At 59.4% G+C, this 24,158-nt stretch carries 24 protein-coding genes and 1 pseudogene; 13 read left to right on the forward strand and 12 right to left on the reverse strand.

The window, feature by feature from the left end:
• Positions 1 to 494: transposase (locus IYW40_RS02530; RefSeq protein WP_196399266.1), on the forward strand; the 494-nt coding region annotated here is incomplete at its 5' end.
• Between the two features lie 98 nt (positions 495 to 592).
• Here the strand turns inward: IYW40_RS02530 and IYW40_RS02535 are convergent.
• The 5 genes and pseudogenes from IYW40_RS02535 to IYW40_RS02555 form a co-directional block, all read right to left on the reverse strand.
• A complete protein-coding gene (locus IYW40_RS02535; RefSeq protein ID WP_175095664.1) occupies positions 593 to 1,048 on the reverse strand; it encodes a TniB family NTP-binding protein in 456 nt (151 codons plus the stop codon).
• Positions 1,006 to 1,239, reverse strand: a pseudogene (locus IYW40_RS02540) (transposase domain-containing protein); the annotation flags it as partial. The gene IYW40_RS02535 and the pseudogene IYW40_RS02540, both read right to left, overlap by 43 nt.
• Entirely contained in the window at positions 1,233 to 1,553 is a 321-nt protein-coding gene (locus IYW40_RS02545; RefSeq protein WP_175095645.1) for a hypothetical protein, read from the reverse strand. The gene IYW40_RS02545 and the pseudogene IYW40_RS02540, both read right to left, overlap by 7 nt.
• Before the next feature lie 1,255 nt (positions 1,554 to 2,808).
• Entirely contained in the window at positions 2,809 to 4,344 is a 1,536-nt protein-coding gene (locus IYW40_RS02550; protein WP_175095644.1) for an FAD-dependent oxidoreductase, read from the reverse strand.
• A 227-nt stretch (positions 4,345 to 4,571) separates the two neighbouring features.
• Positions 4,572 to 5,270, reverse strand: a complete 699-nt coding sequence (locus IYW40_RS02555) for an RNA polymerase sigma factor (protein ID WP_175095643.1) — start codon at positions 5,268 to 5,270, stop codon at positions 4,572 to 4,574.
• 216 nt (positions 5,271 to 5,486) lie between these two features.
• On the opposite strand from IYW40_RS02555, the gene IYW40_RS02560 reads away from it, so the two are divergent.
• Positions 5,487 to 5,954: a DUF4142 domain-containing protein gene (locus IYW40_RS02560; RefSeq protein WP_232366180.1), complete on the forward strand. Its 468-nt coding sequence runs from the start codon at positions 5,487 to 5,489 to the stop codon at positions 5,952 to 5,954.
• A 339-nt stretch (positions 5,955 to 6,293) separates the two neighbouring features.
• Here IYW40_RS02560 and IYW40_RS02565 read toward each other — a convergent pair whose 3' ends face one another.
• Positions 6,294 to 7,502, reverse strand: coding sequence for an NnrS family protein (locus IYW40_RS02565; RefSeq protein ID WP_175095641.1), 1,209 nt, complete (start codon positions 7,500 to 7,502; stop codon positions 6,294 to 6,296).
• 114 nt (positions 7,503 to 7,616) lie between these two features.
• Here IYW40_RS02565 and istA point away from each other — a divergent pair, with 114 nt between their 5' ends.
• Positions 7,617 to 9,155, forward strand: a complete 1,539-nt coding sequence (gene istA / locus IYW40_RS02570; RefSeq protein WP_196399267.1) for an IS21 family transposase — start codon at positions 7,617 to 7,619, stop codon at positions 9,153 to 9,155.
• Positions 9,145 to 9,936, forward strand: a complete 792-nt coding sequence (gene istB, locus IYW40_RS02575) for an IS21-like element helper ATPase IstB (protein WP_196399268.1) — start codon at positions 9,145 to 9,147, stop codon at positions 9,934 to 9,936. The genes istA and istB overlap by 11 nt, the downstream gene beginning before the upstream one ends.
• A gap of 160 nt (positions 9,937 to 10,096) precedes the next feature.
• Here istB and IYW40_RS02580 read toward each other — a convergent pair whose 3' ends face one another.
• Entirely contained in the window at positions 10,097 to 10,324 is a 228-nt protein-coding gene (locus tag IYW40_RS02580; protein WP_196399269.1) for a hypothetical protein, read from the reverse strand.
• A 678-nt stretch (positions 10,325 to 11,002) separates the two neighbouring features.
• On the opposite strand from IYW40_RS02580, the gene IYW40_RS02585 reads away from it, so the two are divergent.
• Entirely contained in the window at positions 11,003 to 11,380 is a 378-nt protein-coding gene (locus IYW40_RS02585; RefSeq protein WP_196399270.1) for a single-stranded DNA-binding protein, read from the forward strand.
• Between the two features lie 226 nt (positions 11,381 to 11,606).
• On the opposite strand, the gene IYW40_RS02590 is transcribed toward IYW40_RS02585, so the two are convergent.
• Positions 11,607 to 12,200 (reverse strand): hypothetical protein, encoded by a 594-nt coding sequence (locus IYW40_RS02590; protein ID WP_196399271.1) that lies wholly within the window; start codon positions 12,198 to 12,200, stop codon positions 11,607 to 11,609.
• Between the two features lie 80 nt (positions 12,201 to 12,280).
• On the opposite strand from IYW40_RS02590, the gene IYW40_RS02595 reads away from it, so the two are divergent.
• The 6 genes from IYW40_RS02595 to IYW40_RS02620 all read left to right on the forward strand — a co-directional run bounded on the left by IYW40_RS02595 (position 12,281) and on the right by IYW40_RS02620 (position 16,248).
• Complete coding sequence (locus IYW40_RS02595; RefSeq protein WP_246720590.1) at positions 12,281 to 12,535, forward strand: hypothetical protein; 255 nt, start codon at positions 12,281 to 12,283, stop codon at positions 12,533 to 12,535.
• Positions 12,528 to 13,673: a DNA cytosine methyltransferase gene (locus IYW40_RS02600; protein ID WP_196399272.1), complete on the forward strand. Its 1,146-nt coding sequence runs from the start codon at positions 12,528 to 12,530 to the stop codon at positions 13,671 to 13,673. Before IYW40_RS02595 ends, IYW40_RS02600 begins: the two co-directional genes overlap by 8 nt.
• A 29-nt stretch (positions 13,674 to 13,702) precedes the next feature.
• Positions 13,703 to 14,527, forward strand: a complete 825-nt coding sequence (locus tag IYW40_RS02605; RefSeq protein ID WP_348644218.1) for a hypothetical protein — start codon at positions 13,703 to 13,705, stop codon at positions 14,525 to 14,527.
• A complete protein-coding gene (locus IYW40_RS02610; protein WP_196399274.1) occupies positions 14,520 to 15,254 on the forward strand; it encodes a GIY-YIG nuclease family protein in 735 nt (244 codons plus the stop codon). The genes IYW40_RS02605 and IYW40_RS02610 overlap by 8 nt, the downstream gene beginning before the upstream one ends.
• 137 nt (positions 15,255 to 15,391) lie before the next feature.
• Positions 15,392 to 15,547 (forward strand): hypothetical protein, encoded by a 156-nt coding sequence (locus IYW40_RS02615; RefSeq protein ID WP_196399275.1) that lies wholly within the window; start codon positions 15,392 to 15,394, stop codon positions 15,545 to 15,547.
• Positions 15,548 to 15,612: 65 nt separating this feature from the next.
• Complete coding sequence (locus tag IYW40_RS02620; RefSeq protein ID WP_348644219.1) at positions 15,613 to 16,248, forward strand: phospholipase D-like domain-containing protein; 636 nt, start codon at positions 15,613 to 15,615, stop codon at positions 16,246 to 16,248.
• Positions 16,249 to 16,333: 85 nt separating this feature from the next.
• Here the strand turns inward: IYW40_RS02620 and IYW40_RS02625 are convergent, their stop codons facing one another.
• Genes IYW40_RS02625 through IYW40_RS02635 form a run of 3 tightly spaced genes read right to left on the reverse strand, consistent with a single transcriptional unit; the run spans position 16,334 to position 17,851 of the window.
• Positions 16,334 to 16,762, reverse strand: coding sequence for a hypothetical protein (locus tag IYW40_RS02625; RefSeq protein WP_196399276.1), 429 nt, complete (start codon positions 16,760 to 16,762; stop codon positions 16,334 to 16,336).
• On the reverse strand, positions 16,755 to 17,441 hold the full coding sequence (locus IYW40_RS02630) for a P-loop NTPase (RefSeq protein ID WP_196399277.1): 687 nt from the start codon (positions 17,439 to 17,441) through the stop codon (positions 16,755 to 16,757). Before IYW40_RS02630 ends, IYW40_RS02625 begins: the two co-directional genes overlap by 8 nt.
• A gap of 11 nt (positions 17,442 to 17,452) precedes the next feature.
• Positions 17,453 to 17,851 carry a hypothetical protein gene (locus tag IYW40_RS02635; protein WP_196399278.1) on the reverse strand — a complete coding sequence of 133 codons (399 nt, stop codon included), beginning with the start codon at positions 17,849 to 17,851 and terminating at the stop codon, positions 17,453 to 17,455.
• Between the two features lie 417 nt (positions 17,852 to 18,268).
• Here IYW40_RS02635 and mobC point away from each other — a divergent pair, with 417 nt between their 5' ends.
• Both mobC and IYW40_RS02645 read left to right on the forward strand, forming a co-directional pair.
• Positions 18,269 to 18,676: a plasmid mobilization relaxosome protein MobC gene (mobC, locus tag IYW40_RS02640; protein ID WP_175095789.1), complete on the forward strand. Its 408-nt coding sequence runs from the start codon at positions 18,269 to 18,271 to the stop codon at positions 18,674 to 18,676.
• Positions 18,673 to 21,642, forward strand: a complete 2,970-nt coding sequence (locus tag IYW40_RS02645) for an LPD7 domain-containing protein (protein WP_196399279.1) — start codon at positions 18,673 to 18,675, stop codon at positions 21,640 to 21,642. Before mobC ends, IYW40_RS02645 begins: the two co-directional genes overlap by 4 nt.
• A 108-nt stretch (positions 21,643 to 21,750) precedes the next feature.
• Here the strand turns inward: IYW40_RS02645 and IYW40_RS02650 are convergent, their stop codons facing one another.
• On the reverse strand, positions 21,751 to 24,144 hold the full coding sequence (locus tag IYW40_RS02650) for a S8 family peptidase (RefSeq protein WP_196399280.1): 2,394 nt from the start codon (positions 24,142 to 24,144) through the stop codon (positions 21,751 to 21,753).
• Positions 24,145 to 24,158: the final 14 nt, after the last annotated feature.

Below are 24,158 nucleotides of genomic sequence, written 5' to 3' on the forward strand. Positions count from 1 at the left end.
AACGCATCGACGCGATCTTCGACATCGAGCGCGAGATCAATGGCCGCCCCACCGAGGAGCGTCTGGCCATTCGCCGTGAGCGTGTCGCGCCGCTCGTCGCCGAGCTCGAGGCATGGATGCGCGGCGAGAGGGCGCGGCTGTCGCGTCACGCCGAGGTTGCCAAGGCGATGGACTACATGCTCAGACGCTGGAGCGCATTCGCGCGCTTTCTCGACGACGGCCGCATCTGCCTGACCAATAATTGCGCCGAGCGCAACCTTCGCGGCGTCGCGCTGGGAAGAAAATCGTGGTTGTTCGCCGGCTCGGATCGCGGCGGTGAGCGCGCCGCTGTGATCTACACGCTGATCGCCTCCGCCAAGCTCAACGGCGTCGACCCACAGGCTTGGCTCGCCGATGTGCTGGCCCGCATCAACGATCACAAGATAACCGATCTCGCCGCCTTGCTACCGTGGCGCTGGGCCGCCGACCTACAAGCCAAAAAGCTCGCCGCCTGATCTACGCGCAGCCGTCCTTGGCTGAAAATGATCAGCCCACGTGCCTCACCGGATGCTTACACCGAGTCTCATTTGAAATGCCTTTCTTTGCTTGGGCGTCACGCGAACATGGTTTCCTTCTCAATGGCAGGTTTCCATGACTCGATGTCCTCATCGGTGATGCGCTCGGCGCCTGCCCGGATCGCCTCGATTGCCAATTCGTTGAGTATGGCGAAAACACGCGCAGTGACCCCGTCGCTGATACGCGCGAGATGACGCAAGCCCTGGCTCGATAGGGCTGAAGGTTGTTTGATCGGCAAACTTCGCAGAACTGCGCTGATGAGCTCGTGGAATTCTTCCTCTACTTTCCATCGCGGCAGCACGATTTGATCGAGACGCCGCGAGAGTTGAGTATCGCCTGCGATCGCGTCGCGGGCATCCATCACGCCGAGGCAAACGAGCGACGCTTTGAGTTCGTTGCTGAGATATCGCAACAGTTGGAGGATTACGCGTTGCTCTGTAAGCGCTGTTTTCAGGCCACGTCTTTGAGTGCGACCGGCTGCGCGTAGGCCCAGGGCATGAGGTCGTCGAGTTTGCTGGCGAGATGGCCGTCGACGATCTTCGTGAGGACGTCGCCCATATAGGCTTGCGGATCGACGCCATTGATCTTGCAGGTCTCGATAAGCGAGGCAACGATCGCCCAGTTCTCAGCCCCGCCATCGGAACCCGCGAAGAGAGCGTTCTTCCTATTGAGGGCCATCACCCGTTCATTCTGCCCATGTCGGTCAGGAATTGGAAGTCCACTACCGATGGCATCCATATTGCGGCAGCAATGTTTTGATTCGTCGGGTTGAGCAGCGCGCAACTGGCCCATTCCTTCAAGTGCAAGGGCCGGCCGGCGTCGCGATTTCGATCGCCGGCTGGATGTTCGATCCCGTGGTTTGCGCCGGCATGGCGATCGGCGCGCCGCGCGTTGACGTGGCCGCGCTTGTCGAGCTGCAGCGTCGGTTGAAAGGCGGGGTACACGTCTGCTTCGTAGAACAGGTGCGGGGGCGCAACAACACGTAGCGCCCCCGCCATCGCACCAGCGTGAATTTCGGGGGTTCCGATGGTACGATGTCGATGCACCGAGCGCCGTAGCCGCTGAGTCTTCCCCACGGCACTCGTGCGCGCGGCTGAAGAATGATTGGCGTCTCCTCAAGTTAATTTCATGCTCGCCCTCAAGCAAGTGGCGGACAGGAACAAGCTTCGCCTTTCTCGTGGGGTCACGATTTAGATGCTCGCTCGCAAAGAAATCTTACTTAATAGGCACCGCCTTTTTTGATGATTCGTGACTTGCCCCTGAACTTTCATCAAGTGGCGACTAGCCCATCCTATTCAGTGCGCCCCAACGGCGCGTGTCACCAGTGGAGGCAGGTTCCACCCAGAGAGTTGTCGATTGATCTGGTAGCTGACGAGCGGTTTGGCTGGGTAACTTGCCGGATCGGAGCCTCGTGACAAAGGCCGCCTTGGGCGGTTGAGCAATCCAAGGGGCCGTAACGTGAGTGAAGTCCGAGGAGGCCTCGAAAGTGAAGGTATGGATGCCGACCCGCCTGAATAACGGGGAAGGCCGCGTGGACGGGGAAGCAATCGACAGATGCACCCGGACCAATTCATCGGGGTAGTGGGCACAGCACGTTGGAAGGGTGATGCGGGTAATCGGGGGAGGCCCGTTTGGATCGGAGGTCGCGGCTTCAACACCGCTGTTGGCGGTGGATCGGGCGGGAGTCGGACAGGGTTGTATGACCGTTGATGTCGGGTAATTCCGGCGGAGGAAAGGACCCTGACTTGTATGGGGTTGTCTTAGTCAAGGGTTCATTTGCTACACCGCTTTTTTTCGACGCCTCGCTGATAAACGTTCGCGGTAGCACCCGTAGAACCAGGCCGCCATTGTAGTGGAGGCGATCGCTGGATTTCAACGTTCCGAGGGGAGTTCACCAAAGACGCGGGTTATCACCGCGTCACATACTTGTATGCGGAGGATCGAAGGACCCTGACCATGATGCAGTAGTACGCATCGGCGGCCAAGCTCCGGGCGGCGGCTCCATTCTTCTGGACGGCGCGAAGGCCATGTCAGGGTGCGGCGTGCCGCTGCCTCGGATCATCATCGGATGCAAGCGTCGGAACGGGACCGTCGCGAGCCTCCGTAGCTCGGGTGTTTCTTGTCGGGGCCTCCTTTATCAAGCATCGTTTCAACCGCGCAACAAACCGGTCCCAGCAAAAGGGGAAGACCGGTTTATCGCTCCGTCTTGGACACCACAACCGTCGAGCAAGAACTTACCAAGTTGTGGATGATTCAGCTGGCGCCGATTTGTTCCATCGTTATTTCAGCTTGCAGACTCTCAATATCTCGGAAGATCGAGGCAACGGCGAGCGTGCGCCTGTTGCGCTTGAAGTGCACAAGACAATCCTTGCTTGCGATGTCGCCCTCGATCTGGAGTTCGTCCCATTTCTCCGCATGACCGACATAGTTAATCGGAACATCGTAATGTTGGCTCCAGAAGAACGGAACGGCAGTAAATTCTTCGCGCTGTCCGAGTATGTTGAGCGCCGCGGTTCGTCCTTGCCGTTCGGCAACGACCCAATGCTCGACACGAATGTTCTCGCCAGTGTAGCGATCGGGCCAGCGCGCGACATCGCCGGCCGCGAAGATCCCCGGGATGTTCGTTTCGAGATAAGAGTCCACGACGATCCCGCGATCGATGGCGAGACCGGCCATTTCCGCGAGTTCGATCCGCGGTCGCACTCCGACGCCGACAACCACGAGATCCGCCTCGAGCACGCGACCGCTTCCCAGCGTTACCCGTTTCTCGTCGATGGCGTTCGCAACATCTTCAAGATGAAAAACGACACCATGCTCCTCGTGGAGCGCACGCACGAAATCGCCCATTTGAGAGCCAAAAATACGCTCCATCGGCTTTTTCTCCGGAGCGATCACATGGACGTCAATCCCACGAGCGCGCAAAGACGCTGCAACTTCGAGTCCGATGAAGCTCGCGCCGAGCACGACCGCTCGGCGTGCCGTTTCGGCATGTTTGATGATAGCCCGACAATCAGCGAGCGAACGTAATGTGCGCACATGCGGCAGACTCGCGCCTGAAATCGACAGGCGGATAGGTTCGGAGCCAGTCGCGATCAACAGGCGATCGTAGGAAAGCCTGCTCCCATCCGCGAGGGCGACCTCACGCAAACGCGCGTCAATGCGGGTCGCATTGGCCCCAAGCCGAAGTTCGATGTCATGCTCGGAATAGAAATTATCAGGTCTCAGTGGAAGCCATTCTTCAGGCGCATTTTCTGCGAGATAATCTTTGGACAAATTAGGCCGGTCGATCGGCGCAACATCCTCATTGCTCAACATAATGATGCTTCCTCGATAATTCTCACGGCGTAATCGCTCGGCCGCCGCGAATCCCGCCGCGCCACCGCCGACGATTACGATGTTTTTGGGGGTCTTTCCGGATGTCGCGGCGTGCAGCGTCGGCGCCGCCGCTTCGTGCTTTCTTTGCACGAAGATTTTGCCGTCACGCTGCTCAACCGACCAGCACGCGATAGGATCGAGAGCCGGAGCTCGTAAGGCTTCTCCAGTGCGCAGGTCGAAACAGGCATGGTGCCAGGGACAACGCAGGCTGTGGTCAACGACGAACCCGTCGACGAGAGGCGCGTGGTAATGCGTGCAATGAGCCCCGACAGCGAACACTTCTTTTTCGCTATGGACGAGGAGCACTTCTTCATCGCCGACATGGCCAACCAATTTTCCGCTGTCGACAAGCTCAGCGAGCGCCACACCCAGCGTCAGATCGGGACCGCTCGGTCCAGCCTGCTCTTCAGTCATTTCCGTCTCCATAGGTGATCAATCGACGACATCGCATGTTAGACACCACAACGGGTGCGTTTCCGGCGCGCCGATCACCAGAAGGAACGCCGCAGGCGAAGCTGCACAAATCGAGAGTGGTTTTACCTAGTTGTTACCGACTTTAGATAAACTGTCTGTGAACCAGCTCCGAATCGCGGTCGAAGTCAGGTATGTATGTTTCTTTTGGGATGGAGACGGTACAAATTCTAACTCTTATCTTGCAACAGTCCGATTCTGGCCATCACACGATTGGACAGTTCTTTGCATCGCGCGCCATCGAAGGGGAACACGTCGGAGAGAGCAATCAGGACGTTTTTCTCAAGCTCCTGACGTATCAACGCGCGGGCGCGATGTAGCCTGGTTTTGACAGTGGCTTCCGGAATCCCGAGCTGTTGCGCGACTTCGGCACCGGACATTTCTTCAACGCTGCGCAAGACGAAAACCGTGCGGAAGTCAGGTGGAAGCGTATCGATCGTCCGCTCGAGCAAATGCCGAACCTGGGTCCTCGACATTGAGCTTTCGGGATTGGCCCCGCAGCTGGGAAGCATGATCACGCTCGACATTTGACGCTCGTTTGTCTCGTCCAATTCTACGGTCGACCTAGCACGCCGTTTTCGTCCAAGCGCCTCGTTCAGGACAATGCGGACCAACCAAGTGGAAATCGCGGATTCATTGCGGAAATCCGCGATATGAGCGTAGGCGCGCATCCAAGCTTCCTGTACAATATCCTCGGCCTCGCCATTATCGCCCGTCATGGCCCTCGCGGTACGATAGAGTTTGCGGTTGTAGCGCCGCATGAGTTCGGCAAAAGCTCCGGCATCGCCTGTGACCACATGCGCGACGATGTCGACATCGGCCAACCCCCTCCACTCTGCGTCCACGATTCTTGCCTGGGTATTTTTCATTGCAGCCCTTCCGACATTCATTCCAATATCCGTTGGATGCGCCGGGACGAGAAAGGTTCCCGCAAAATTTATCGCGAACCTTTGGATCGTCCCTGCATCTAATAAAGCGCCATCCCCCGCATGCGCGGGAAGTCGATATTTTAAGGAGACACCAACATGATCCGTAGTCCGCGTCTTTTGCTCGCCGTCACATTGAGCTTCGCAGCGTCTGGGGCAATGGCTCAAACTGCAGCCAAACCAACCGATCCGCAAATTGCGCATATCGCGTATACTGCAGGGCAACTCGACATCGCGGCCGCAGAGCTCGCGCTGAAAACATCGCAGAACAAAACCGTCAAGGACTTTGCTGAGGAAATGGTCCGCGATCACACTGCAGTCAACAAGCAGGCGCTTGCCTTAGTCGAAAAGCTAAAGGTTAAGCCTGAAGACAATGAGACCAGTAAATCTCTGACGGAAGGCGCCGCCAAGAAGCGCGAGGAATTGTCGAAGCTGAGCGGATCCGCCTTTGACAAGGCGTACGCGCAGAACGAAGTCGCCTATCATCAGACCGTCAACGGGGCGCTTGCAACCGTGCTCATCCCCGACGCCCAAAACGGTGAATTGAAGAGCCTGCTTGAAACCGGCCTCAAGCTGTTTAAGGAACATCAGCAGCACGCCGAGCATCTCGTTGGCCAGCTGAAGTAGGCTTTCGATGGGCGTTCGATCCCTTATGGCGGCAAGCCTAACCTCGGTGCCTCGGCCGCGAGTCGAAAAGCTTCCATCAAGCTCCCGCAGCGTTTTGCAGGATGTCCTTTGAGGAAAATATGGACGCCGAGTGACGTGCGCAATGGCGATCAGTAGCGCGGCCTCGACGAGCGCCACTCAATTGGCGAAGACCCGCTGACTAGAGCCGTCGGATACCGCCCCAATGCTGGCAGCGGGCGCGAGGTGCGTTTGCGCAAGTTCACATGACAGTGATGGGTAGACCAAGGCTGTCGTACGCTCCTCCCGCAAACGCCGGTGGAGCAAATTCATCCGGCGTGGTCAGATCGGCCGTGCATCCTCGCCAATGACACGAGGCCGCACGAGCGGCCGCGCATATAGCAACACGAAGAGCCCGAATGCAGCGCTCCAAGCCGCTCCGGCGAGGGACAGCATGAGCAGGTACCACGCGCTATCGAGCGGCGCGAGAAGACGTAGAATAGCGGCGAGCGTCACCAATACGTAGATCGCCGTCGTACCTGGTCCGGCGACCAGCGGACGCCCCGTGTGGCCGAGCGACGCTCGCGTCATGACCGCGAGAATCATGGTCCCGATTGCTCCGACTGTGAGCGCATGCAGGGCCGTGGTCTGCGGCAGCAATGGAAGTAGGTTGTTGAACGCGAGGAGTAAGAAACCGAGCGATAGCCATCCGTAGCCAAGATGCAATACCCATAGAAGCGGTTCGCGCAATGTCGCTTCGCCGCGCCAACGCGCTAGACGCACGCCGAGCATGAGACCGGCGGCAAGCTCGATCCAGGGCGTCGCTACCCCTTCGGGCGTCAACGTCCAGACCGCCAGCGCCAGGCCCGTCACAGCAAGGACGGTGCGATCGACAACGTCGAACGCCGCCGGCATGGCGACTCCGGGCTGCTCCTTGGCGAGCCAATTGCGCGTAAAGCTCGGGACAATGCGGCCGCCGATGAAGCTGATGAGCATGAGTAGCGTGGCGACGCCAAGCCGATTGCCGAGTTCGGCGGTCCTGGCAATCCCCACCGACTCGAAATGCACGAGCAGGTTGCCGAGGAGCAGAAACAGGAGCGCGCCCAGCATCGGCAGATTACGCCAATTTCGTCCCGCGATGATCTCTCGGGCGACTACGAGAAGGAACAGAATCGGGAACGCGAGATCGAGAGCAGCCGCGCTATCGACGCCGATCTTCGCGGAAAACAGGACGGCAATCCGTCCAACCGCCCAGAGCAGCACGAGCAAGGCGAGCGGCCCGCCCTGTAGAGGCATACGCCCCGTCCAGTTCGGGATTGCAGTCAAGAGGAACCCAGCAACCGTCGCCGCGCCGAAGCCGAAGACCATCTCATGTACATGCCAGACAACCGGCGGAAGCGCTGTCGGCACTTGACCATGCCCGGCAAAAAAGGCGATCCAGATCGGGATGACAAGGAACGCCCAGAGCGCCGAAACGAGGAAGAACGGGCGAAATCCGGCCGAAAGCACGGCGGGGCCGGCCTGCGGGCGGTAGCGGGGAATTGCAGCCATGATGTTGATTTCCGCCAGGATTTGACCCGGGGATCGAGAATTTTCCGCTGAGAACTGACCCATGTTTTGAACCCGCCCTGGCTGTTTTCAGCGGGGGTCGACGGAGTGATAGACATGGCGTTGTTGAGCGTTATCCGCCGCTGGGCATTGCGGGACCAGCTTTCGATCCGAGAGATTTCGCGACGAACCGGCTTGTCGCGGAACACGATCCGCAAATATCTGCGCGCCGGCACTGTCGAACCGAAGTTCAAGGTTCCTGACCGACCGAGCAAGCTGGATGCTTTCGCCGTCAAATTGGCGGGGTGGCTGAAGACGGAATCGAGCAAGCCGCGCAAGCAGAAGCGCACGATCAAGCAATTGCATGCTGATCTGATTGCTCTCGGATTCGACGGCTCCTATGGCCGTGTGGCTGCCTTTGTCCGCGACTGGAAGGTGGATCGACAAAGAGAACAGCAGACGATTGGTCGAGGCGTCTTCGTGCCGTTGGCCTTCCAGCCGGGCGAAGCGTTCCAGTTCGACTGGAGCGAGGATTGGGCGATCGTCGGCGGCGAGCGGATCAAACTGCAAGTCGCTCATGTGAAGTTGTCGTACAGCCGGGCCTTTATTGTCCGCGCCTATCTTCTCCAAACCCACGAAATGCTGTTTGACGCCCATTATCAGGCGTTTCGGGTATTTGGCGGCGTTCCGCGGCGCGGCATTTACGACAACATGCGCACCGCGGTCGATCGAGTTGGTCGCGGCAAGGAGCGCCAGGTTAACGCCCGCTTCTCGGCCATGGCGAGCCACTATCTTTTCGACGCGGAGTTCTGCAATCCGGCCTCTGGCTGGGAAAAAGGCCAGGTCGAGAAGAACGTCCAGGACACCCGCCATCGGCTATGGCAACCGATGCCGCGCTTTTCGACGCTGGACGCCTTGAATGACTGGCTGGAGCAGCGTTGCAAGGAGCTATGGCGCGAGATGCCTCATGGTAGCCAACCAGGAACGATTGCGGACGCATGGGAATGCGAAGCGGCAAGCCTGATGCCGCTCTCTCGGCCCTTCGACGGCTTTGTCGAATATAGCAAGCGCGTATCGCCAACCTGCCTCGTTCATCTGGAGCGCAATCGCTACAGCGTGCCGGCGTCCTTCGCCAATCGACCAGTCAGCCTGCGCGTCTACCCGGAGCGCATTGTTGTCGTCGCGGAAGGGCAAGTGCTTTGCGAGCATAAGCGGCTGATCGATCGCTCGCATGATCGCCAGGGGCGCACGGTCTATGATTGGCGCCATTATCTGGCGGTGATCCAGCGCAAGCCCGGCGCCTTGCGCAATGGCGCTCCCTTCGCCGATCTGCCGGAAGCCTTCAAACTGCTACAGCAGCATCTCCTCAAACACCCTGGCGGCGACCGGGAAATGGTGGAGATTCTGGCTTTGGTTCTCCATCACGACGAAGAGGCCGTGCTATGCGCCGTCGAGTTGGCTTTGAACGCTGGCGCTCCGACAAAGACACATATCCTGAACCTGCTGCTCCGGCTGATCGACGGCAAATCGCCGGTCACATCGACAGTGGAAGCGCCGCAGGCCCTGACCTTGAGCCAGGAACCGCGCGCCGACGTCGAACGCTATGACGCGCTACGCGGCGAAGGAACAACGCGGGAGGCCCGCCATGCGTCATGATCCTGCAAGCGCGGCGGTCGTCATCATGCTGCGCGGCCTGAAAATGTACGGAATGGCGCAGGCCGTGGGCGATCTCATGGAGCAAGGATCGCCGGCTTTTGAAGCGGCTGTCCCCATCATCTCCCAACTGCTCAAAGCCGAAACCGCCGAACGAGAGGTCAGATCGGTCGCCTACCAGATCAAGGCGGCGCGCTTCCCTGCCTACAAGGATCTGACCGGATTCGATTTTACCTCCAGTGAGGTCAACGAAGCTCTGATGCGCCAACTCCATCGCTGCGAGTTCATCAACAATGCCGACAATGTCGTCCTCGTCGGAGGGCCTGGAACGGGAAAGACGCACCTGGCAACAGCTCTCGGCGTTCAGGCCGTCGAACATCATCGCAAAAAGGTTCGCTTCTTCTCCACCGTCGAACTGGTCAATGCGCTCGAGAAGGAAAAAGCGCAGGGCAAAGCAGGTCAGATTGCCGAACGGCTGGTTCGCAACGATCTCGTAATCCTGGATGAACTTGGCTATCTGCCCTTCAGTCCGTCTGGCGGCGCCTTGCTCTTCCATCTGCTTAGCAAGCTTTACGAGCGCGCCAGCGTGGTCATCACCACGAACCTGAGCTTCAGCGAATGGGCCGGCGTGTTTGGCGATGCGAAAATGACGACGGCGTTGCTCGATCGCCTGACGCACCATTGCCACATCGTTGAAACTGGCAATGACAGCTTCCGCTTCAAGGCGAGCGCCGCCGCAACAAAAGGACGAAAGGAGAAAGCTAAAAACTTGACCCCGGCATAAAGACCAAACCATAAATCCACGTGGGTCAGTCCTCAGTGAAAAACCCGGGTCAAATCCTGGCGGAAATCAACACGCCCGCGCACGATGGATGACGCAGCAGGGCTATCTGGAGCTGCTGAAAATGCCGAATTCGTGACGACAATTGGGATACGCGCCGGAGCTAACGCTTCTCCCGCTTTTTCGCGGGCTCGGCGCGCGGCGCATCCCAATAGAAGCTTCGGCCGCCGAGCACTCCCGTGAACCGTTCGCCATCGCCGTAAAGTGTAAAAACAACAGTTGTGTTGGGCACCGCAAGTTCGAGGCGACGTTGCTCCCGATCATAGCGTATGACGCGCGCCGTCATCGTTTCACCTTCGCGATCGGCGTCCGCTAAAACAATCTCGTTCATCGTAACACCCTGCATTAGATCGACCTATATTTGGATAGCCGCCCGCCCCCGCGTCGCAGACAAAGCGCAACGTCGCCCGTTCTTCGATTGCGTGCAACAGGCGCATCCCGCGGCGACATGGCTTCGTCTCTTACTCGCTTCCTTACGCTTCGGATGTGCACGCGCCCAAGCCGAGTCGACTGTTTGCGCGGCGTAGGGGCCGTCACTCAATAGGCGCCGGGCTTCTCATAATCAGCCCATTTGAACGACGCGCCATGGCATTATTGATACGGCCACGCGGGATCGATCATCGCCAAGCCAATTCTCGGCATTGCGCGATGGTGTGAGAACGAAGAGGCTCGAGGCTGGGCGGACAATTCGACTGACCTGGTTGCGTGTCGAGCGCAGCACAGATCTCTCTTGTGATGTTTGTGCCTTCGCCCGTTGCTCTTTACTGGCTTGTCTAGCGCCGGCGGAGCCACGTCGGCGCCTGCGTCGAATAATTTTCCCCTTGCCGCTATGCGGCAATTCCTCGCGCACGGGCGCGGCGCGCCCTTTCAAAATTCTCCGTCGCGGCCGGCGCGCAGCGCTTCGCTTGCCCACTGCGGCCTTACGGCCTTGCGGCTCTGTGGTCTCCATACCCCGGCGCTTTCAGACCGCCATCGCAACGGGCCGAGGCCCAACGATAGGAGAGAGAAAATGTCGCAGCTCAACACACACATTCAGGTCGGCCGGGTCGGTCAGCTCAAGGAAGTCGGCGCCAATCTCGTCATCACCGTCTGCTCGAACAACCCCTACAAGAACGGCAATGGCGAGTGGATCGACAATCCCGAGTGGATCGAACATACGATCTTTGCCCGGCAGGAATCGCGCATCAAATGGGCGCGCGAAAAACTCGAATCCGGCGACCTGGTTCAAGTGACGTCGCGCCCGAAGCAGACCGAATGGAAAGCCGCTAATGGCGAGCGCCGGTTCGGCTACACTTTCGCGGTAGAGGACATTCAGCACCTTGCCGACAAGCCGGCGAAGAAGACGGAAGCGCCCGCCGCGAAGCCGCAGGGCAAGAAGTCCCGCTGAGCGCGATTGAGGGGCCGCGCGCGGCCCCTCGAACACAAGCAGACCAATTTGCATCATGAGATTGCTTGTCGCGGCGGTCAGCAAACGGCGCCCAAGCTTGGCGCGCATTGACCGGCGCGGCGATCTGCTCGCCGCAAGAGACTCTGTCGCCATCAGCTTGGCGCGGCGTGTCGCCACCTTGATCACGAAAAAGGCTAACGCGCCGCTGATCGCTCAAATACATTCATCATCGGGCCTCTTCTTCGCCAGCCGCGCTTCTTTGCCATGCAGTTTGCGCGAAACGGACGAGATCCATTTCTCCTTGGCCATAAATTTGCGCGAGTCCGCTTTCATCGCAGAGCAGCCCAATGTCGGCGGCCTCGGCGCAACGCATGATTTCAGGCGCCAAGTCCTTTGGAAGAAAAAATGCAACGTAAGGATAGCGCGCTGAGTGGCATCCGCCAAAAGCGCCTGCGTTGCAGCTGGACACAGGGATTGAGCCGTAGGCCGAAATCGCGATTGTCGCGGAGGCGACGCCGACATCCAGCCCCCAGAGTGCGGGTTCGTCCTCGAATGCGGTCGCGCGCTCCTCTTCGAAGGCCGACATTTCCGCTTCGACATCATCCGCCATCTTCAGTCGGTCAATCAGTTTCGTCTCGATATCGAGGGCTGTGCGAACGACGCCCCAGCCGCAGCCCCGCAGATCGCAGTAGGAGCGATTGCCTACGAGCGTGCCCTCCGCTTCCGCTTGTTCGAGTTCCTCGGGCGATATGTCGGCCAAGTCCGCGACATTCAGGTGGCGATGGATTTTTACGGGGAACGAGCGCGGAGCCCAACGCATGGAGGTCACCTGGAAACGAGAAAATTTAAAGTGAGATGGGCTCGATAGGCTCTCTCGTCGGCTCGGAACATATATAGAACATGCTGGACATGGCGCCAAAAAGGCGCCAGCTTCGCTGCATGCTCGATTCTTTAAAAAATCAGGCGATTCGTCCGCTGGATCGCATCAATCTTCGGTTGTCACCCGAGACCTTCGAGTCGATCGATCAAGCGCGGAGCGCGCGTCCCGGCAATGTCTCCAGGAACACCTGGATTGCCGAGGCCATCAAGGAAAAGCTTGAACGGGACGATGTTCTGGTCGACGACCAAGCCATTGAGCGGAAGCGTCATGCCTAATTTTTATGAGTTCTTTGCCGGTGGCGGGATGGCCCGGGCAGGGCTTGGGTCCGGTTGGACATGTCTGTTCGCGAATGATTTCGATCACAAAAAAGGCCTCGCCTATCAAGCCAACTGGGGTTCGGGCGGAGAGCTCAAGGTCGGCGATGTTCGCCAGGTTACCGTGGATGCGTTGTCAGGATACGCAGACCTGATTTGGGGGTCGTTCCCCTGCCAGGATTTATCTTTGGCTGGGGGCGGAGCCGGGTTGAAGGGAGAGCGCTCTGGAACCTTCTATCCGTTCTGGGATGTCATCACGGGGCTGATCGACGACAATCGCGCGCCGAAGATTATCGCGATCGAGAATGTTTGCGGCACGCTGACCTCCCACGGCGGACGAGATTTTGAAGCGATCTGCAAGACCTTTGGCGAAGCCGGATATCGATACGGCGCCTTGATCATCAACGCCTCTCTGTTCGTGCCGCAATCCCGGCCACGATTGTTTGTGATCGGCGTAAGAGACGATGTGACGATAGACCCGTCGCTCCTGTCGCCGGGGCCAATCGAGCCATTTCATACGCTGGGATTGCGCAGAGCTGTTGACGGCATTTCCTCCCGCGCCAGGAAGAAGATGCTGTGGTGGAATTTACCGACGCCGCCGCGTCGCAAGATTTCTTTCGCCGATATCATCGAAGAAAATCCTTCGAGCGTCGACTGGCATACTGCCGCAGAAACCAAGCAAATTTTGGCGATGATGTCGCCGGTCAACAAGGCGAAGGTTGAGGCCGCCAAGCGTTCGGGGCGTCGGATGGTGGGCGGGGTCTACAAGCGCACCCGTCTCGACGAAAATGGCGTCAAGGTCCAACGGGCGGAAATTCGGTTTGACGATATCTTGGGATGTCTGCGGACGCCCGCAGGCGGTTCAAGCCGCCAGACGATCGTCGTCGTCGATGGAAACAAGATTCGATCGCGCCTGATTTCGTCGCGGGAGACCGCTCGATTGATGGGACTTGATGACGCGTATAAGCTGCCAAAAAATTACAACGAGGCGTACCATTTGACGGGCGACGGCGTTGCTGTCGATGTCGTTCGGCATCTTACGCGCTATCTGCTCGAACCGCTTCTCGACGTCTGCGCTCAGGCGGAGAGGGCCGCGTGAGCGTTATTCCTTGCGAGCAGGACCCAAGCGTGCGCCAGCAGATCGCAGAATTTGCTGAAGGGCTCAAGACGCAAGCCCATAAGCTCGGCGACCACGGGCTTGCGGAGAAAGACTTCTACGCCTCGCCGATTTTCCGCGGCGCTATTCAACAGGTGCGTGGAGAGTTTGCCGCAGCGATGCGAGGCAAGCGAGAGTTCGTCCAGCATGTTCTCAACCACATGGAGGATGGAGGCTTCATCGCGGGCTGGGACCGGGCCAAGCGCGGCGTGTTTTATGACTATGTTGTGACGCTACCAAGCGGTCGAACGACGATCATCGACCTGAAAGGCTGTTTGGACGGCGACAACTCGAAAATTTTCGAGCGCCCGGACGGCGCAGATGAATTTGTCATTTGGAGCCTGTGCACCAATGTTGGCGCCGACCCGCGGCGAAACGCCTGGTCTGGAGTTCATACGCGCATAAGCGCTCAGATCATCGCTCGCAATCAGCGCGTTGATGGCCTCGTCATCTGGGATATGGTGTGCGGAACGATGGGACGCGCCTGTCCAAAGCTGTTGGACGAGAGCGATGCCAGAACGACCGTGATCGGTCCTTTCTGTGCGCCGCCGCCGTGCATCTATCTTTTCCCATCTTCCATACCCTCTCGTGAAGCGCCGAAAGTCGGCGCGCAATCACTGATGAACATCAAATTCCTCGCTGCATTCCATTCCGGCTTTGGAGGTCGCGGCGACGAGATTAATCATGTCAGCTTCGAAACCGCCTCTCTCGGTGACGAGACCATGCGGCGCACCACAATCGAGCGGGGAGGAGTCGTGCAGCATTCCTCCGACATGACGGCGATCCGACATGCCTAATCCGAACGAGCCCACTACTCGTCGCGATCCCGATTTCATAAACTTTCCACCGTTCGAGACGGAGGATCTGCGAGCCAATCTGGCGAGGTTTCTCGATACGTCGTTCGAAGAAGCTATGGGTCAGACTCGACGTGTCGGGAATTATAAATGGGGCGTCTACGCCTTCTTCGATTATGACGGCGAACCGATCTATGTCGGGCAGACGAACGAGATGCTTCGCACGCGTATTCGTCGTCACCTGACCAATCAGCGCACTGATGCTGTTGCAATGTCAGTGCTTGACCCGTTTGAAGTGCTCGAAATCGAGGTCTGGCCGCTGCCACAATATCAGGAGACAAGTGGCAAGGATGCCGACGCGCGCAAGCAACTGGATGCTTTGGAGCGATTGATCACGCAGCGCGCGGTTGATCGGTCAGAGTTCAAAGCGATCCTGAACGAGAAGGATCCACCGCCTGGGTCGCTCGTCGTCGAAGCGCCCCGATCCCTGCGCGCGAGAATTGTTTCCGACCGCGTCTATGAGCTCCGATCACATCCCGATTTTCGGATCGCTCGAAGAGCGCTCATTATTTCGCGGCTTGCGCAGGTGATCTCCGAGCGAAAGGTCCAGGGTGGATTACGACGCGTATTGCTGACACAGGCCTTGCGTCTTCAGTGGTTGGCGTCGCGTCGCTATGACGCGCTGGGTGGCGCTGCGTCGGTTGAGCAAGAAGGCGATGAAGATGGTTGACCGCGTGCAGCGAAAATATTTTGGATTTCGGTGACAAATTGGAGCCTTCGTCCCGACTTGCCGCTCCCTGAACACGCCTGCCATTGTGGCTTCGTCGTGTGGAGTCGGTCGGGATCTGCTCCTCAAAGGATACGTCAATGGGTTGGCGAGGACAACAAAACCGAGAAGACGACGAGGATGCGCGCTGGCGGCAGCTTCCATTCCGCGAGCGCTATAACTGGCGGGTTGTATTCACATCGATTGGCTCGGCCATCGTCGTCCTCATTTTTATCATCTGGAGCCAGTGGCAGTGATCCACCGGCACTGGTTTCGGATCGTTGTTGGCGCTTCCCTCCTCTGCGGCATCGGCTCCTTGCCCGTGCGCGCCGGCGATGTGGAAATCCACTACGCGCCTGATGAAAACCTTGAGCGCATCGACGTCGACCTGATCCGCTTGGCGCGCGCGAAGATCGACATGGCGGTCTACTCGCTCACGGACTGGGCCGTCGTCGACGCGTTGACCGAGGCGCGCCGGCGCGGGGTCGCCCTCCGCATCGTCCTAGACCCAGGCCAGCAGCACGCGCTCGACCGGCTTCGCTCCATTGCCGACGATGTCCGGATGAAACCGGCGGGCGCATACATGCACCTGAAGTCCTATGCCGTCGATGGGCGCCTTCTTCGGTCGGGGTCGGCGAACCTGTCGGCCTCCGGGCTCAAACAGCAGGATAATGATCTCGTCGTTGTTCGCGACCCATCTGCAGCGAAGTCCTTCGAGGCGCGCTTCCAGCAGCTATGGAATGTTTCCCGGCCGCTTCCCAACTCTGCCGCTTACGCCGAGCCGGCGTCAAAGGACTGCGCCATCAAGGGCAACGTCAACCGCAAGGGCGAGAAAATCTTCCACGTACCCGGCAGTCGCGACTACGCCCGGGTCACCATCACGGGCGCCGAAGAACGTATGTTCTGCTCCGTGGCGGAAGCGACAGCGGCAGGCTGGAGGCCGGCGGCGGGAAAATAGCGACGGTGTACGGACTGGCCTCGGTCATCATCCCTGTCGAGTTCGCATCCCTGCAACCCGTTGTCGATGACAGCCGGGGCGCCGCTTACGGCGCCAGCGCACGCCCAATCGCGATCCCGGTGACGACGAGGGCCGCGCCGACCGTCATGCCATAGATGAGCCATTGCGTCGTCTGCCGTCGCGCAACGTCGCGCGCCACGTCTTGCGCCGCGAGCGCAACGGCGCGGGCGAGGTTCGCCTTGGCCTGTTCGACCCCGGCGCGCATTTGCGCGTCCGCCGTTTCGCGCGTGCGCGCCAATATGGCCGACGCCTCGGTGGCAATCGCCTTGGGAAACTGGCGATAGAGGCTGTCGTAATATTGAAGCGCGAAGATGACGAGCCACAGCGCGTCATTGTCGCGAAGCCCGAGAACCTCCTTCACACGACGAAGCTGTCGGCGTTCTGTTTCCGTCGCCGTCCGGCCAATCAGCTTTTCAAAGCCGGTCGCGTCGTGGGCTTCCATGCCATCAGCCATTGGGAACGACCGCCGAAAAGACGCCATCGACCTGCGCGAGCCAGCGTTTCAATTCGGCGCGATTGCCGATCGGCATATCCGCAAGCGCCTTTCGAATGCTGAGGCGCTTGCTGTAGAGGTCATCGCTGACGCGGTCCGCCATATCGGGAAACAGCAGGCTCTTGCCGCCCCGCCCTTCGATCGCTTTCCGTGTCTTCGAGCCGTTATAGAGCTCGAACTTCTCATCCGCGCCGAAGTAGCCGTTCTTGACGACGTGAACGGTTGAATTCGGGATCGCTTCGAGAAAATCCTGCAACAGCTCCAACGAATCCCGCTGACGATTGACAACCCACAAGGTCACCAATCGCCGCTTCAGCTCGTCGAGTGTGCCGCTCAGCGTGACGCCGTAGGCCCCTACCCCCTGGTTGTTCCGCGCCGCCGTATTGACGATAACGGTCTTATCCGCGTTTTCGTCACAGAGATTGACGAGCCGTATCCAGCCGTCAGCATCGTCCAGATTGACGCCCTCGCACGGGATCTCCTTCTCATAGTTCTGCATGACGTCAGGATTCGAGGTGTCAGCGTCGACCACGACAACCGCCTCGCCCCGCGCCGTCAGAAAATGGATGAGCGCCATTGTCACCATGGACTTGCCGACGCCGCCCTTGCTGCCGCCGACCATGTAAATCGCCTTATCCATTCACCGATCTCCTAGATTTCATCGCGGTCGCGACGCACGCGGAAGGACGACGCGCGCGGCACAGGTTCAGACTCGATGGTCCCGGTGGATACGGGCCTCGTAATTTCCGATGACGTGGGCACCCGCATTTTCCCATTCGCGCGGAAGGGATGGCTTCCCCGCTTAGAGCCGCGCCGGGCCTTTTGTTCGGCAAGCTGTCTCAGCACCCGAAATAGCGAGGGAGCCGAAATCATAATGCCCTGCTCTCTGAGGTAATCGAGAAGTTGAGCATTCGTCAGTCCGCGGCCTTTCGCCTTCATCAAAGGCCCATAGATCGCGCCAATTTGTTCGCGCAGCGTGAGCCGACGGTTCGGCTTCAGCGCGTTAATCCCCTCCTTCAGACGCTGCAGGTCCTCAGCGGTGAGCTTCATGCGAGCCTCTAATAAAATGGCAACTGTTTAGACCCACTCCCTTCCTTACGCAAGACCTTTATGACAACGATGTGAGAGCTTCTTGGAGATCGATCTGATATGCGCCTGATGCGACGGTGAGAATTTTATGCGAGTCCGTTGGGTCTCTGTGTGAGACGCTTTCGATGTTGATCTAAGAGCCTCGTGAGACTGTCTTGATAGTGCGCTGAGAGTGTTTTGAGACTGCTTTGAAAACCGCACAAAGCCTCGAAAAACGTTGAGAAAATGAGGGTTTTGCCGTATACAAAGCGAAGAGTGGTGATGAATGGCAGGATAGGGATTTTGTGAAACAAAATCTTTATGTGCGCTCGCCGCGCCGGCCATGTTCGCGTCCGGCAGTTTGCCAAAGGCAAACCGGACGCTAAGGACGATCGACGAATGGCGGACAAGCGACATTACGATCGGCGCAAGACGCGATTTATCGGTTTCCGCGTCGATGAGACGGAGGCGGCGGCGTTTCTGTCATTCTGCGAAGCGAGGAATCTGACGACAACAGAAGCGCTGCGTCGCATGGTTCGCGCGGCCAGCGACATGGGGCCGACGTTTGACGGCGAAGGACGCGTCGAAGTCGTCGAATTGACGCGACAGCTGCGCGCGATCGGCGTTAATCTCAATCAAGCCGTTCATCATATGAACGCGGGCAACGCTTTCCCGGGAGAGAATGTGCGCGCGTGGCTTATCGAAGCGCATGGGATCATGCGGGCGCTCGACGCGCTCTATGCGTCATTGACGTATCGAGCGCGGAGACGCGCCGAGACGGCGATCGAGAAGGACTGCGCCTCATGACGACTCTCGCGGCGCTTGATCTTTCGATTCTGACGGAAGGCTTGCAGCGTCGTCTTGCGGCGAAGAATCGGGCGGCGCTGGACGATCTTGCGGCTGCGGTACAATCGGCTGAGCGTTACCGCGCGCAAACAGCCAACAGCTCGCGCGCGGCGCCCCGGCCCCGACACGACGAGCGGCCGGACACAGGGCCGCGCGCGCCGGCACCAGGCGAGAACTCCCGGGCCGACGATGAATTGCGCGTGAAGCGCGCGGTCGCAGCGAAGGGCAGCGTTTCGCAGACCGACGTCTCGACGCGTGCGCCCGCCGCGGTTGCGGAAACGGCGCGACCCTCATCGCCGGCACTGGGCGGCCGCGTGCCGGCGACGGGCGCAGCGATTGCATCCGTGCGGTCCGCCTTGATCGCGAAGGCTAATCTTGCGGCCGGGTCGCAGGCGGCGGTCGTCAAGATCGCGAGTTTCGGTTCTGGCGCGGCACGGGCGAAATCGCTTCTGAACTATCAGAGCGACAAGGGCGAACTGACGCTGGAGCGCCATGATGGGTTGATGATCACCGGGCAGCGCTCCGTCGCCGACTTCGCCGCCACGTGGCGCGCCGAAGATGGCCGCGCGCCGTCCAACGACGTGCTGCAGTTCGAAATGCGGTTCGACCGCAGGCTGGAGACAACGGAGGCGCAAGACGCGCTTGCGGAGGCTCTTCGCGGCCATCACTATGCCTGGCGGCTTTCGCAGCATGGCGCGCATAGCCGCGTCGACATCGTCATGACGGCCGCGAGTCGCGAGCGCAATGCGGGCGGCCGGCTTCAACGGATCTACGACAATCAGCGGTCGATTGACGGTTTGCGCGATCGGTTGGAGGGCGCATTCGGCCGGGACGCCGAATTTACCGACCCGAAATGGGCGCATGGGGTCGAGGGCGCCACGTCGGCGCTCGCCCGACTTACCCGCGGCGGTGAGATTGACGCTTATGGGCCGGACGGCCGTGCGCTCAAAGATGAAGCCGAGCGCCTGACGCGCGAGCGGCCGAACCGCCCGCCGCGCGCCGCATCGCGTGAGGCTAATATCAGCCTCGAAATCGCCAAATCCTGGCGGCCGCATATGCGATCGAGCGCGCCACGCGACTTTGCGCATGTCATTTTGAGCGCGAAACCCGGCACGGACAAAGAGGCGTTTATGGACGCCGCGCGGGCGACGCTGGCGCACGCGTTTGCCGGACATGAGTATGTTTTCGTGATGCATACGAACCGAGAGCATATTCATGTGCATGCGGCGGTTCGACTTGTCCGGGACGACGGCAAGCGGCTCGACCCAAAAATTCAGGATTTTTCGCGATGGCGCGATACGCTCGCGGCCGAAGCCCGTGCCCGCGGGATCGCCATGGAGAATGTCCGGCGGTTCGATCAGGCGCACGCGCCGGCCTACAAGCTTAAAGACGTGAAGATGATGGCGCGCGGTATTGCGCCGGCGAGCGTTCGCCGGCGCGTCGAGTGCGTGCAAAACCGGGAAATTCACAGACCGACGCGCGAGGAAGGTCGGCGTCGCGCCCAGGACGCCGCCCGCCAATGGCGGAACGTCGCCGCCCTGTCGACTCGCGGCGCGCCACCGCCACCAGCGCCCGGCGCCGTGCGGCTTTATCGTCTCGATAGCGGCGGCGATCGACGCGGCGCGCTGTTCGCCGCTGATATGGCGACGGCTGCGGCTTATGCGAAGCCAGGCGTCGCCACACGGATGATTTATGTGGACGTGCCGGCCGCTCGCGCAAGCGAGCTGAAATCCTCGCGAACGCAGCCCGGCAAGGTTTTTGTCGTGCCGCGCGCTATCAGCGCTCAAAGCCGACCATTGGACGGTGCGCCGAGCGCCGCCGTCGCGCATTTTCAGAAACGCGCCGAGAGCGCTCTACGAGGTCGCGCGCCCTCGACCGACGCAGAGGAGACAGGACCCATGCGAACAGCCGAAACGATGATCGCCGCGCGCGACAGCATGGCCGATACGATTACGAAAATCGACAAGGCGCTTCCCGACGATGAGGCGCGCGCGCAATTCGCCGAACAGTCGCGCCGGCTGCTCGACAAGGCCGACGAAGCCATCGCCGCGCAAACCAATCTCGAACAGCAAAAGGCGGATGTGCAGGGCGACCGCTACGTGAAGCCGGAGCCCGCGCGTGACCTCGGGCCGATTATCACGTTCGAGCGTAAGGGCGACGAGATCCATTACCACCGACACGATGCGACCGGCGCACTGCAAACCCTTGCCTTTGTCGACAATGGGAAGCAGCTTGATATTCGCGACTGGAACAACGCGGATTCCGTCAACGCCGCGCTGAAAGTCGCATCCGAAAAATGGGAAGCGCTCAACGTCACCGGCAGCGACGCTTATAAGGAGACGGTGGCGCGGCTCGCGGCTGAGCATGGCTATAAAATCACAAATCCCGAGATGCAGGGTCGTATTCACGAACTGCGCGCCGAGATCGAAATAAACCGCGCGCGGATTGCCGAAGGCCAGGCGCAGCCCGATGAAAGGCACGAGGCCGCGCCGATGGAGCGGCAAGACAAACGAGACGAGCCTGCCCGCGCCGAAGGTCCGACCTCGACGGCGGCCGAGCGCGATATTCGCCTACAGGAGATTCGGGGGCGGGTAGATCGCGAAGCGGCGCGCGAAACGGAACAGGCTTACCGCGCCAGGGAAGCGAAAGAAGCCCATGACGCGCAATCGAACGAGCAGACGCCCTATCGCGCGCAGGCCGAGGCCGCAAGCGCGCGCGAAGCCGATCGATCCATGGAGGACAACACGCGCCGCGAAATGCCGGCCGATCCTCGACAGAGCGAGCAGATGCAGAACCTTCGCGAGCAGCAGTCGCGCGTTCTGAAACAGGAGGAAGAGCAGCGGCGCGTCGACCAGGAGAACGCGGCGCGCATCAATCGCGAGCTGGCGCAGCCCCGGAGGTCGGAATCCGAGGGTGAAGGTCGATAGTACGCTCGATCTTCAACGCTACCCTTGAGGTGCAGCGCAGCTTTCAAGTTCAGCGGGTCATTTGTGAAAGTCAAAAGTCTAAGCGTAAACTCAGCATGATGGTGTGTACTAGGTTTCTATCACAATTGGGATGCCGATCTGGTTCGCTACAGGCGTGTACAAGTCCGTCTGAACTTCAGGCGTTTCGATTGACACGAGCAGCGAGTATCGCGCTGTCTTTTGCCAAGCGCCAAGATGGGACCTTTTGTTCCACCAGCCCATCGTCGGATAAACTGCGATATGTCCTCGGCTCGCTAAATCGACTGCTCTTCCACGCCATGTATCAGAATGAATCGAACCCAAAGAAGCTAACGAATGGCGGCGTCCAAAATCCCAACCTGGGTCCGGGATGGAGCTGCCCTGATAATCCTCGTCTCGGACAAAGGCATTGATGCGCTGCTGGAACATTGCATCAGTTTCTAGCGGCTTGCGCACGGCGAAGCGAAGTCCGTGCGATTGATAGCCATATCGCTGCGTCCAACCGCGTGCGCCGGGACTCGGCTCAATAAAATACGACAAACTGACACGCATGACGACTTCCGTATTTTGCAGCGCCTGAAGTGCCTCTCGCGGCCATGGCAAAGCGTGCAAAATCATCTCGCGCGTTTTTATTCTTCCGTCGTCTCTGTAAAAGGGCTGAATTTCGTCTTCGGCAATTAATGTCAGCGAGTTATCGAGGCTCGATAAGAGGCGGCGGACGTTTGGTGTTCCGTACCCGAAACAACGAACGAGCGAACGAAAGTCGATATCGCCGCGCGAGTCGGTGAACCGTGCCTTCATCGCAGGCGTCCATTGCGCCGAATGGACCAATAGCGCGCGCACAGTTTCGGGTCTCAGGTCGGGATATTTTGCCCATACCATTGCGGCAAGTCTTGCCGCCAACGCGGTTGAAGCACTTGTATCTCCGAATGTTGCGAGCGCAGCGCGCCCAATGCCGCCGTGTGAAGTGCTAAGAAGCTGTAGATCGTCGAGATAATCAGGTTCCCGGACAGAGGGGTTCGTCCCCATGTTGCCCGCTTCCATCACGATGTCCGGCTTAATTGGCCACTTGCCCCATGTCGTCGACGTGCAGCTGCATGGAGCAAGATCGCCGGGTTGAGCGAGCGGCGTCCAACTCGGCCATCGCGCAGCGTCGATGGCATATTTTTCGGTATAGCCGCCCACCGTTAGTGCATTCCATGTCTGCGCCGGATCGTGAATGCCCTCCGTGAGGTTTGAGTCGGCGTAAAGGTGACGCTGAGCCGCATCGGTGTTTCCTGCGGAGATAACGAACAATCGGCGTGGTCCACCATCCGTGCCGGCACTGAGCGCGTCGATCGCTGCCGACCAGGAAGAAGGACGGCCTCGATCTCGTCCGTCTTGGGCTGTAACGGCCATGCAATAGACGCGGTTGCGATCAGCCGTGACCTCAACGCGGTAGGCGCTTTCCTGCGTAACAGCGCCATATAATTCAGGGTCGTGCGGATCATCCCTGTGAAAAATCTTCACGGATTCCAACCGATGCCCGACTTCGATTCCATTGCTTGACGCGAGCGCATCGGTAAGATCGCCATAGGCCGCGAGCCCCGCCATGGGCGTGCCATGGCCAACACGATCATCGAGACCCCAAGCGGGCCTGTATGTATGGAGGTCGCGCAAGTCAGCAACTGCGGTGAGCAGCAGGTGCCCGGCGTTAACACCGGTATCGAGGAGACACACATAGGGGGGCGTGGAGCCACCAACTGTTGTGCGCGACAGCAAGTCGTCGACCCATTCCTGCTGCTCGGTCACGGTCATATCGGCAAAGAATGCCGCAGTTACCTTAGGCAGCCTGATCTCGGCAATCATGCCAAGAATATCAATCGAGCGTGCGAGATTGGCGGCTGTCCCGCGGACAAGCACGATCGTCCGATCAACGAAACTGATGGCCTGGTCCTTGACAGACAATTCAAATCGAGATGCAAACTCCCTCAGACGAGCAAGGTGGTCCACCCCTCCCGAACGGCGCAACCAGAGCTCCCATGTAAGCTCGGTATCCGGCTCGGGGAACGGGAGTGTTTCTTCGGTCCAAAGAGCTTCAAGCGCTGCAATCCTGATATCGCTGATGCTTTCAACGAGGTCTTGGTTTTTTGGGCGCGACACGCCTGTCGCGGTACGCGGCGTTGTATCGTTGTCCCGGTAATCGGTAATCCGACGAAGAAACAAATCGAGCTTACCTTCGGGAACGAAAACGGTCGCCTGCGTCCGATCTTGGGGAGTTGTTTTGACCGCGCAAAGTTCAATGCCGCTCGGTGCCAGGTCGAGGCTTTCGAATTTAAGCGGAAAGTTAGGCTCGCTTTCGAATTCTAGATAAATGCCAAATCCCGCATCGAGTCCAAACGCTCTTTGCTCACCGACACGTTGATCAGCGACCGGCTGGGCGGCTTGGATTTTTGTGAGCAGGTCGGCAGCGTGCTGCGGTCGATTTCGAGCCGGGAGATTCATGCGCTCGTGCGGCG

It is taken from the genome of Methylocystis sp. H4A (assembly GCF_015709545.1).
Lineage (GTDB): Bacteria > Pseudomonadota > Alphaproteobacteria > Rhizobiales > Beijerinckiaceae > Methylocystis > Methylocystis silviterrae.